Origin of the sequence: uncultured Kocuria sp., from assembly GCF_947500125.1 — a bacterium.
In the GTDB taxonomy this organism is placed as follows: domain Bacteria; phylum Actinomycetota; class Actinomycetes; order Actinomycetales; family Micrococcaceae; genus Kocuria.
On sequence record NZ_CANMRA010000002.1, the window covers coordinates 261,805 to 273,463 of the forward strand.

Annotated in this window: 4 protein-coding genes; 3 read left to right on the top strand and 1 reads right to left on the bottom strand. The window is 71.5% G+C overall.

Annotation, left to right across the window (positions count from 1 at the left end; genetic code table 11):
- Positions 1-75 precede the first annotated feature (75 nt).
- Entirely contained in the window at positions 76-2,673 is a 2,598-nt protein-coding gene (glgP, locus tag Q0817_RS02515) for an alpha-glucan family phosphorylase (RefSeq protein WP_298583533.1), read from the bottom strand.
- 155 nt (positions 2,674-2,828) lie between these two features.
- On the opposite strand from glgP, the gene Q0817_RS02520 reads away from it, so the two are divergent.
- From Q0817_RS02520 to glgB, 3 genes are all read left to right on the top strand, one after another.
- Complete coding sequence (locus tag Q0817_RS02520; RefSeq protein WP_298583535.1) at positions 2,829-5,285, top strand: alpha-1,4-glucan--maltose-1-phosphate maltosyltransferase; 2,457 nt, start codon at positions 2,829-2,831, stop codon at positions 5,283-5,285.
- Between the two features lie 108 nt (positions 5,286-5,393).
- Positions 5,394-7,163 carry a maltose alpha-D-glucosyltransferase gene (gene treS / locus Q0817_RS02525; protein ID WP_298583537.1) on the top strand — a complete coding sequence of 590 codons (1,770 nt, stop codon included), beginning with the start codon at positions 5,394-5,396 and terminating at the stop codon, positions 7,161-7,163.
- Positions 7,164-7,216: 53 nt separating this feature from the next.
- Entirely contained in the window at positions 7,217-11,155 is a 3,939-nt protein-coding gene (gene glgB / locus Q0817_RS02530; protein ID WP_298583538.1) for a 1,4-alpha-glucan branching protein GlgB, read from the top strand.
- The last annotated feature ends 504 nt before the right edge of the window (positions 11,156-11,659 follow it).

An 11,659-nucleotide genomic window follows, 5' to 3' on the forward strand; every position in this document is an offset into this window, starting at 1 on the left:
GCGGGAGGGGCCGCACCCCGACGACGCGGGGTGTGGCCCCTCCAGCGCTCCGCGCGGTGCCGCGTCGCCGGCGGCTCAGGCGTTGGCGACCAGGCCCAGCTCCGCCTTGTCGGCGAGCTCGGGGTGGGTCGGCAGCACCCGGACGGTGTAGCCGAACGGACCCGAGCGGTCCACGGTGATCGTCCCGCAGAACTTGTGCCGGCCGCCGCCCAGGTCGCCGACGGGGCTCAGTCCCGCGTACTTGCGCTCGTGGATGTGGTCCGTCTCCGAGACCCGGCCGTAGCCGATCTCCGCGCACACGTCGTCGGGGCTCAGCGAGCCGAGCGACACGTAGGCGCACACCGTGAGCTCGTCGCCGATCTGCGGCTCCTGGGCCACGCCCTCGGTGTCGACGTGCTCGACCGACACCTGGCCCCACGCCTGGCGCACGCGTCCCACCCACCGGGACTTCGCCCGGGCGGCCGCGTGGCCGTCCAGCGCGGCCCGGCGGCCGGCGACGGCGGCCGGGACGTAGAGCTTGCGCACGTAGTCCTCGACCATGCGCTTGGCGGAGACCTGCGGGCCCAGGGTCGCCAGGGTGTGCTTGACCATGGCCAGCCACTGGTGCGGCACGCCGTCGGTGTTCGGGTCCGAGCCCTCCGCGGTCTCACCGTAGAACCGCGGGGCCACGTGGTTCTCGATGAGCTCGTAGAGCGCGGCGGCCTCGATGTCGTCGCGCTCGTCCGGGTGCGCGCCCTCGTCGGCGGTCGGGATGGCCCAGCCGTTCTGGCCGTCGTACATCTCGTCCCACCAGCCGTCGAGCACCGAGAGGTTCAGCCCGCCGTTGAGGGCGGCCTTCATCCCGGACGTGCCGCACGCCTCGAGCGGGCGCAGCGGGTTGTTCAGCCACACGTCGCAGCCGGGGAACAGCGTCCGGGCCATCGCGATGTCGTAGTTGGGGAGGAACACGATGCGGTGGCGCACCTCCGGGTCGTCCGTGAAGCGGACGAGGTCCTGGATCAGGCGCTTGCCCTGCTCGTCGGCGGGGTGGGACTTCCCCGCGACCACGAGCTGCACCGGGTGCTCCGGGTCCAGCAGGATCCGCTTGAGCCGCTGCGGGTCCCGCAGCATGAGCGTGAGCCGCTTGTAGGTGGGCACCCGGCGGGCGAAGCCGATCGTGAGCACTCCCGGGTCGAGGACCGTGTCGGTCCAGCCCAGTTCGGCGTCCGCGAGACCGCGCTTCTTCCACGACGCCCGCAGCCGGGCCCGGACGTCCTCCACCAGGCGGGCGCGCAGCTCCCGGCGGACGGACCACAGCTCGGCGTCGTCGGCGTTGTAGATCCGGCGCCACCGGGCGGCCCGGTTCAAGTCCGAGCCCATCGGGTCGAGCGCCAGCTCCGCCATGCGCGGGTCGATCCACGTCATCACGTGGACACCGTTGGTGATCGAGCCGATCGGCACCTCGTCGACGTCGAAGCCCGGCCACAGCCCCTGGAACATCCCCCGGGAGACCACGCCGTGCAGCTTGGCCACCCCGTTGGCGCGCTGGGCCAGGCGCAGGCCCATGACCGCCATGTTGAACTTGGACCGGTCGCCGCCGTCGTAGTCCTCGGCGCCCAGGGACAGGACCTTGGCCGTGGGCACGGACGGGGCCAGACCCGCGTTGAGGAAGTGCTCGATCTGCGCCTGCTCGAACCGGTCGATGCCCGCCGGCACCGGGGTGTGCGTCGTGAACACGGTGGCCGCGCGCACCGCCGTCAGGGCCTCGTCCCAGGTCATGGGTTCGGTCCCGTCCGCGGGGTCCATGAGCTCCGCGATCCGCTCGACGCCCAGGAACCCCGCGTGGCCCTCGTTGCAGTGGAAGACCTCCGGGGCGGGCGCCCCGGTCAGCCGGGAGAAAGCCCGCAGCGCACGGATCCCGCCCATCCCGAGGAGCAGCTCCTGCTGGAGCCGGTGGTCGCCGCCGCCGCCGTAGAGGCGGTCCGTGACGTTGCGGGCGTGGTCGTCGTTGTCCGGGATGTCGGAGTCGAGCAGCAGCAGCGGGACGCGGCCGACGTCGGCCCGCCAGATGTGGGCGGACAGGCTGCGGCCGTTGGGCAGGGGCAGGGTGATCCGGGCGGGGCTCCCGTCCTCCTCCCGCAGCAGCGTCAGCGGCATGCCGTCCGGGTCGAGCACCGGGTAGGACTCCTGCTGCCACGCGTCGCGGGACAGGGACTGCTTGAAGTAGCCGTGCTGGTAGAACAGGCCGACCCCCACCACCGGCACACCGAGGTCCGAGGCGCTCTTGAGGTGGTCGCCGGCGAGGATCCCCAGCCCGCCCGAGTACTGGGGGAGCACGGAGGTGACGCCGTACTCCGCGGAGAAGTAGGCGATGGCCCTCGGGGCGTCCTCCGACTGGGTCCTCTGGTACCACAGGTCGTCCGTGAGGTACTGCTCCAGGTCGGCGTCCAGCTCCTCGATCCGGCGCACGGTGGCCGGGTCCTGGGCGATCTGCTGGATCTCCTCGCGGGTGAGGGAGCCGAGGAGCTTGACGGGGTCCCCGTGCACCGCCTCCCAGGCCTGGGGGTTCAGATCCGCGAACAGCTGTTCGGTGGGCCGGTGCCAGGACCAGCGAAGGTTCCTCGCAAGTCGGCTCAGAGGGGCGATGGACTCCGGCAGCACGGTGCGCACGGTGAATCTACGGATTGCCTTCACGCCGTCAGACTACCGGTGCCGCGGCGCCGGACGGAGGCGCCACGGCCCATGCGTCCCCCGGCGCGCCGGGGGACGCATGGCGCGGGGACACCGGGACGACGACACCGTCCCACGGTTCGACAGCGGGCTTAACGATCGCCGGGTTTGTCGCTAACGTGGTCCAGGTGAGCCAAGCCAACACGCCGCCCCCGTCCGACCCGGCCCAGAGCCCGGCCGGCGCGCCCGCCCCCGACCTCTCGACGACGCCCGCCGTTCCCGGCGCCGAGACCGGTGCCGCCGCCGCGGCCCCGGCCGAGCAGCCCGCGAAGAAGGCGCCGGCCCGGCGCAGGGCCTCCACCGCCCGGAAGGCCGCGGACGCGGAGGTGACGGCGCCCGTGGCCGACGAGCCCGGCGTCGCCGTCGTCCCCGCCGAGGAGCCCCGGCCCCGTGCCCGGCGGACCTCGACCACCAAGACCGCGACCACCAAGGCCGCGACCGCGAAGGCGCCGGCCGCCCGGACCGGCACGACGAGGACGACCACCGCCAAGAAGGCCACCACGCCGCGGAAGGCGACGACTCCGCGCCGGAAGGCCGCCGGCTCGGCCTTCTCCCGCGAGGACCTCGTCTACGGCCGGATCCCGGTCGTCGGCGTGAGCCCCGTGGTCGAGGACGGCCGCTTCCCGGCCAAGGCCGTGCCGGGCGAGTCGATCCGCGTGGGCGCCACCGTGTTCCGCGAGGGCCACGACGCCCTGGGCGTGACCGCGGTGCTGTACGACCCGCAGGGCACGGAGGCCGAGCGCGTGCCGATGCGCCTCACCACCCCCGGCACCGACCGCTACGAGGCCTGGCTGACGCCGAGCGCCGAGGGCGCCTGGACCTTCGCCGTCGAGGGCTGGGGCGACCTGTTCGAGACGTGGCGCCACGCCGCCGAGATCAAGGTGGGCGTGGGCCAGGACGTCGACCTCATGATGGCCGAGGGCGTCGTGCTCTTCGACCGCGCCGCCGCGGAGCCGGGCCGCCCGGACTCCGACGCCGAGCTGTTCCGCTCGGTCTCGCGCACGCTCGGCAACGGCGAACTGCCCGCCGAGCACCGGCTCGAGGCCGGCACCTCGGCCGAGGTCCTGGCCGTGGTCGCCGAGCGACCGGTGCGGGACCTCGTGACCGAGAGCCGCCGCTACCCGCTGAAGGTCGAGCGCACCGCCGCCGGCCGCGGGTCCTGGTACGAGTTCTTCCCCCGCTCCGAGGGCGCCGTCTTCGACGCCGAGTCCGGCACCTGGGCCTCCGGCACCTTCCGGACCGCCGCCGAGAGCCTCGACCGTGTCGCGGCCATGGGCTTCGACGTCATCTACCTGCCCCCGATCCACCCGATCGGCCACGCCCACCGCAAGGGCCCCAACAACACGCTGGTAGCCGGTCCGCAGGACCCGGGCTCCCCGTGGGCCATCGGCGCCCCCGAGGGCGGGCACGACGCGATCCACCCGGACCTGGGCTCGTTCGAGGACTTCGACGGCTTCGTCGCCCGCGCCGCCGATCTCGGCCTCGAGGTGGCCCTGGACCTCGCCCTGCAGGCCTCCCCGGACCACCCCTGGGTCACGGCGCACCCGGAGTGGTTCACGACCCGCGCCGACGGCTCCATCGCCTACGCGGAGAACCCGCCGAAGAAGTACCAGGACATCTACCCGATCAACTTCGACAACGACCCCGAGGGCCTGTCCCTCGAGGTGCTGCGGATCGTGGAGCTGTGGATCTCCCACGGGGTCAAGATCTTCCGCGTGGACAACCCGCACACCAAGCCCCTGTGGTTCTGGGAGTGGCTGATCGGCACCGTCAACGCCAAGCACCCCGACGTCGTGTTCCTGGCCGAGGCGTTCACGCGTCCCGCCATGATGCAGGGCCTCGCCCGGGTCGGCTTCCAGCAGTCCTACTCGTACTTCACCTGGCGCAACACCAAGAAGGAGATCGAGGAGTACCTGGAGGAGGTCAGCCACGAGACCTCGGCGGTGTACCGGCCGAACTTCTTCGTCAACACCCCCGACATCCTCACCGAGTACCTGCAGTTCGGCGGTCCCGCGGCCTTCAAGATCCGCGCCGTGCTGGCCGCCACCGGCTCCCCCCTGTGGGGCGTCTACGCCGGGTACGAGCTGTACGAGCACGTGGCCCGGGCAGGTGCGGAGGAGTACGTCGACAACGAGAAGTACGAGTACCGGCCCCGGGACTTCGCCGGCGCGGAGGAGCGCGGCGAGTCCCTGGCCCCGTACCTCACGCGGCTCAACGAGATCCGGCGCCGGCACGCCTCCCTGGGCGACCTGCAGAACCTCACGGTGCAGTCCACGTCCGACGACGCCCTGGTCGCCTACTCGAAGACGAAGACCGTGCGGCACGGGGGCTCGAGCTACAAGGACACGGTCGTCGTGGTCGTCAACGTGGACCCGCACGCGGTCCGCGAGGGCACCGTGTGGCTGGACCTGGAGTCCCTGGACCTGGACGACACGGACTTCAACGAGGACGGCAGCTTCTGGGTGGACGACCTGCTCAGCGGGAACTCCTGGAAGTGGGGCACGCACAACTACGTGCGGCTGGACCCGCACTACGACCCCGCGCACGTCCTGCACATCCGCCGCAACGTCAAGTAGGGGCTCCACCGCACCCCGCCGGGGCCCTCCAGGGCGCACTGCCCGGGAGGGCCCCTCCTCAAGCACCGAAGGCCTCCGACCCACCTGTCCGAAAGGCGGCACCCCCGCATGAGCCTCTCGCCGTACTCGCTCAACGCCCCCGGCATCTCCCACGACCCCGACTGGTTCCGCAAAGCGGTGTTCTACGAGGTGCTCGTCCGGGCGTTCTCCGACGCCAACGGTGACGGCTCCGGCGACTTCTCCGGCCTGATCGACAAGCTCGACTACCTGCAGTGGCTGGGCATCGACTGCCTCTGGCTGCCGCCGTTCTTCGAGTCCCCGCTGCGCGACGGCGGCTACGACATCTCGGACTACTACTCGGTGCTCGACGAGTTCGGCACGATCAGCGACTTCAAGCGGCTCGTGGCCGAGGCGCACGCCCGCGGCCTGCGGGTGATCATCGACCTCCCGCTCAACCACACGAGCGACCAGCACCCCTGGTTCCAGGCCTCCCGCGAGGACCCCGAGGGCCCCTACGGCGACTTCTACGTCTGGTCGGACACGGACGAGCTGTACCAGGACGCCCGGATCATCTTCGTGGACACCGAGGAGTCGAACTGGACGTTCGACCCGATCCGCCGCCAGTTCTTCTGGCACCGCTTCTTCTCCCACCAGCCGGACCTCAACTTCGAGAACCCCGCCGTGGTGGAGGCGGTGTACGACGTGGTGAAGTTCTGGCTCGACATGGGCATCGACGGGTTCCGGGCCGACGCGATCCCGTACCTGATCGAGGAGGAGGGCACCAACTGCGAGAACCTCCCCGGCACGCACGACTTCCTGGTCGGCCTGCGGCGCATGATCGACGAGCAGTACCCGGGTCGCGTGGTCGTCGCCGAGGCGAACCAGATGCCGCACGAGGTGGTGGAGTACTTCGGCAGCGAGGACAACCCCGAGTGCCACATGTGCTTCCACTTCCCGATCATGCCGCGGATCTTCTACGCGCTGCGGGACCAGAAGGCCGGCCCCATCGTGGAGACCATGCAGGAGACGCCCGACATCCCCCGCGGCACCCAGTGGGGCACGTTCCTGCGCAACCACGACGAGCTGACCCTCGAGATGGTGACCACCGAGGAGCGCCAGGCGATGCTCGGCTGGTACGCGCCCGACTCCCGGATGCGTGCCAACGTGGGCATCCGCCGCCGGCTGGCACCCCTGCTCGACAACTCCCGCGCCGAGATCGAGCTCATCCACGCGCTGCTGCTGTCCCTGCCCGGCAGCCCGTTCCTGTACTACGGGGACGAGATCGGGATGGGCGACAACATCTGGCTCGACGACCGCGACGCGTCCCGCACCCCGATGCAGTGGACCCCGGACCGCAACGCCGGGTTCTCCAAGGCTGACCCGGGCAAGCTCTACCTGCCCGTGGTCCAGTCGCTGGTCTACCACTACAACCAGGTCAACGTGGAGGCGCAGCTGGCGTCGTCGTCGTCCCTGCTGCACTGGATGCGCCAGATGCTCGCGGTGCGCAAGGCGCACCCGGCCTTCGGCCTCGGCTCCTACGTCAACGTGGAGACGGACCACGACTCCGTGCTCGCGTTCCTGCGCGTGCTCCCGGACGACGAGACCGAGGACGGGCGCGGCGAGACCGTGCTGTGCCTGTTCAACCTCGCCCACACCCCCGCGTTCGCGCGGATCCGGCTGCCGCAGTTCGCGGGCCGCGGGCTGCGCGAGCTCTTCGGCGGCGACCTGTTCGGCGAGGTGGACGAGGCCGGGGAGTACCGGATCACCCTCGGCAGCCAGGACTTCTTCTGGCTCCGCCTCCGGGCCGCTGCCCGCGACGACGGCACGCACCCCCAGACCACGGCCATGCCGATCATCACCGCGACCCCGACGTCCTGAGCGCGTCCCTGCGTCCGGCCACCTCCACGCCCGTCCCGGAAGGATCCGATCCCATGACCGACCAGCACCCCGACGAGCTCCTCGACCTCCTGCGCCGGTGGCTGCCGCGGCAGCGGTGGTTCCCCTTCGCGGACGGCGGTGCGGGCGTGGAACTGCGGGTCGTCGCCCAGCTCGCCCTGCCGGACCAGGACGGCGCCGGGGCGCGGATCCTGCTGCTGGAGGCCACCGAGGGGGCACGCACCGAGCTTCTCCAGGTGCCGCTGACCTTCCGCGCCGCACGCCTCGAGGGCGCCGAGCGATTCCTCGTCGGGGAGCTGGCACCGGCCGCGGCCGAGGACCCCGGAACGGACGGGGCCCCGGAGGAGGGCCCCCCGCCCCGCCGGGCTGCGCGCTTCCTCCGGGAGAGGGCCGCCCGCGCCGGTCGTGCCGTGGCGCACCGCACGGGTCTGCCGCTGCCCGGGGCGGAGGACGCCGTGGCCGGCCCCTGGGTCTACGACGGGGTCGGGGACCCCGTGTTCGTCGGCCCGGTCCTCCAGCTCATGCAGCGCGCGGAGTCGGTCAGCTCCGGCCCCCTGGGGCTGACCGTGACCGGTGCGCACGGCGACGCGCTGAGCGTCACGTACGCGGTCGACGCGCCCGAGCAGGTGCGCGTGATCTCCAGCGAGCAGTCGAACTCCTCGGTGATCCTCAGCCCGCCCGCGGGCCGGGCGGAGGCCGACACCGTGATCGTGAAGTTCTTCCGCGTGCTGGGGGAGGGCGACAACCCGGACGTCGAGGTGGGCCGCGAGCTCACCTCGCTGGGCTGTCCCGCGGTGCCGGGCACCTTCGGGTGGCTCGACGCCCGCTGGCGCACCGGCCTCACCACCGTGCACGGCCAGCTGGCCGTGGCCACCGAGTTCCTCGCCGGCTCCGCCGACGCCTGGGCGCGGGCCGTCGAGGCCGCGGAGCAGGGCGCGGACTTCTCCGAGGAGGCCCGGGAACTGGGCCGCACGACCGCGCGCGTGCACCGCGACCTGGGCCGTGCTTTCGGCGCGGAGGTGCCCGACGACGCCGCCCGTGCCCGTCTCTTGAACGACCTCGGAGGGCGCCTGCGCTGGGCCCGCACCGAGACCGGCTCCCTCTTCTCGGACCACGCGGCGGCCCTCGACCAGCTGATCACGTCCCTCGACGACGTGCCGGAGCTGCCCCCGCTGCAGCGCATCCACGGCGACTACCACCTGGGCCAGGTCCTGCAGACCGAGGACGGGCAGTTCAAGGTCCTGGACTTCGAGGGCGAGCCCCTGCGCGCCATCGAAGAGCGCACCCGGCCCGACGTCGCCCTGCGGGACGTCGTCGGCATGCTGCGGTCCTTCGACTACGCCGCCGCCTTCGGCGCCCGCGCCGGCGCGCAGGACGCGGAGGAGTGGGGCCGGCGCGCCGGCGACGCCTTCCTGGCGGGCTACGAGCAGGGCGCCGGGCACGCGGTGGACCGCGGCTCCCCCCTGTTCCTGGCGCTGTGGCTGGACAAGGCGCTGTACGAGGTCGTCTACGAGCAGCGCAACCGGCCCGACTGGGTGGAGGTTCCGGCCGCGGCGGTGCGCCGTTCACTGGAGGGCCTCCGGTCGCGTAGCGTGAACCCTGATACCGCCGGTGCGGACCCCGTGCCCGGCACCGACCACGACGACGACAGCTCCCGCTCCGCGCGGTACACCTCGGCGGAACCGGGAACGGAAATCGAGGACGCAGTGAGCGCCAGCACCCCGAAGGACCGATCCGACCCCGTCCAGAAGTCCCGCGCCGTCCCGGCCGGCCACGACGTGGCCCCCGCGGGACCGGTGCCCGTGGCCGAGCACCTGCTGGCCGCGGTGTCCGAGGGCCGGCACCACGACCCGCACGGCGTCCTGGGCGCCCACCTGAACCCGGACGGCAGCGTCACCGTGCGCACGCTGCGCCGGTTCGCGACCGCCGTGGCCGTCGTGACGCAGGACGGCACCTTCGAGCTCGAGCACGAGTGGGGCGGCATCTTCACGGGCGTGGTCCCCGCGCACGAGCCGGGGCGGATCCCCGACTACCGCGTGGACGTGACCTACCGGGACCTGGAGCCGCAGCGGATGGACGACCCGTACCGCTTCGGGCCGACCCTCGGCGAGCTGGACCTGCACCTCATCGGGGAGGGCCGCCACGAGACGCTGTGGACCGTCCTCGGCGCCCACGTGCGCCGCTATCCCTCGGCGATGGGCGACATCACCGGCGTGGCGTTCTCCGTGTGGGCGCCCAATGCCCAGGCGGTCCGGGTCATCGGCGACTTCAACGGGTGGGACGGCAGCGAGCACGCGATGCGCTCCCTCGGCTCCTCGGGCGTGTGGGAGATCTTCATCCCGGGCCTGGGCTCCGGGGCCACCTACAAGTTCCGGATCCTCGGCCGGGACGGCGGCTGGCGCGAGAAGGCGGACCCCATGGCGTTCGGGACCGAGGTGCCGCCGTCCACCGCGTCCCGCGTCTTCGAGTCCGACTACGAGTTCCAGGACGACGCCTGGATGGCGCGCCGGGCGACGACCGATCCGCACAACGCGCCCATGAGCGTCTACGAGCTGCACATCGGCTCGTGGCGCATGGGCCTCGGGTACAAGGACCTCGCGAAGGAGCTCGTCGAGTACCTCACCTGGCAGGGCTTCACCCACGTGGAGTTCATGCCCGTGGCCGAGCACCCGTTCGGCGGCTCCTGGGGCTACCAGGTGACGTCCTACTACGCGCCCTCCTCCCGCTTCGGCAGCCCGGACGAGTTCCGCTACCTCGTGGACAAGCTGCACCAGGCCGGCATCGGCGTGATCGTGGACTGGGTCCCGGGCCACTTCCCGAAGGACGAGTGGGCACTGGCCCGCTTCGACGGGGAACCCCTGTACGAGCACGCCGACCCCCGCCGCGGCGAGCACAAGGAGTGGGGGACGCTGATCCCCGACTACGGCCGCAACGAGGTCCGGAACTTCCTGGTGGCCAACGCCTCCTACTGGCTCGAGGAGTTCCACGTGGACGGTCTGCGCGTGGACGCGGTCGCGTCCATGCTCTACCTGGACTACTCGCGCAACGAGGGGGAGTGGGCGCCCAACGTCTTCGGCGGCCGCGAGAACCTCGAGGCCATCGCGTTCCTCAAGGAGGCCAACGCCACCGCCTACAAGCGCACCCCGGGGATCGTCATGATCGCCGAGGAGTCGACGTCCTACCCGGGCGTGACCCGGCCGACCGACGCGGACGGGCTGGGCTTCGGGCTCAAGTGGAACATGGGGTGGATGAACGACACCCTCGAGTACATGGCGGAGGACCCGGTCAACCGGTACTACCACCACAACAAGCTCACGTTCTCGCTGGTCTACGCGTTCTCGGAGAACTTTCTGCTCCCGATCTCCCACGACGAGGTCGTGTACGGCAAGGGCTCCCTGCTGCGCAAGATGCCGGGCGACCGGTGGCAGCAGCTCGCCAACGTCCGTGCGTACCTGGCCTTCATGTGGGCCCACCCCGGCAAGCAGCTGATCTTCATGGGCACGGAGTACGCCCAGGAGTCCGAGTGGTCCCAGGAGCACGGCCTGGACTGGTGGCTCTCCGAGACCCCGCCGCACAAGGGGGTGCAGGAGCTGGTCCGCACCCTCAACGGGATCTACCGCGAGACCCCGGCGCTGTACGAGCGGGACAACAACCCCGCCGGCTTCGAGTGGATCGACGCGGCCGATGCCGGGCGCAACACCCTGTCCTTCACCCGCTGGGACGAGCAGGGCAACCCGCTCGTGTGCGTGGCGAACTTCGCCGGCAACCCGCACGAGAACTTCCGGCTGGGTCTGCCGTGGGCCGGTGAGTGGGTCGAGGTGCTGAACACGGACTCCGAGCACTTCGGCGGGTCCGGCGTGGGCAACCTCGGCAAGGTCATCGCCACCGAGGGCGCCCACAACGGCAACCCCGCCTCGGTCGAGCTCACCGTTCCGCCGCTCGCGGTCCTGTACCTCAAGCCGGCCGAGCACTGAGCCGGCCCCGGCCGCACCCGAGGGGTGCGGACCGGACGCCACGGAAGGGCCCGGATCCTCGGATCCGGGCCCTTCCGCCGTTCCCGGCGCGGCCGGAGGGCCGGTTCGCGCGCGGCGGCAGCAGGGGCCGCGGACCCCGGTTTGCACGGGCCGCGGAAACGGAGTAACTTCTTCCAAGTCGTCGCGGCGAGGAACTCCTCCGGGAGAGCCACGGGACGGCATCCCACCCAGAACGGTCCGCGCCGGGCAACGAGCGAGTTGCACGGAACCGGGGAAGTGTTAGGGTGGGAGATTGTGAGCTTCGCCGGAAGGCGGCGCCGTCACGATCGGGTAACCAAGAGTTCACCTGAGATTGACCGGGGTCGACCGGAAGGGCTAAGGTTGCAGAGCACTCCGGCAGCAAGGTGTCAAGCGAGACACGCTGATCGGTCTGTTGTTTGAGAACTCAATAGTGTGCCATGTTTGTTGATACCGATTTTTTATTCGGTTGATGGGGTTGTCGTC

What these genes read in the sequence shown, in the direction of transcription:
- treS (WP_298583537.1), top strand. Translation starts at nt 5,394, where the DNA reads ATGAGCCTCTCGCCGTACTCGCTCAACGCCCCCGGCATCTCCCACGAC.
- glgB (WP_298583538.1), top strand. Translation starts at nt 7,217, where the DNA reads ATGACCGACCAGCACCCCGACGAGCTCCTCGACCTCCTGCGCCGGTGG.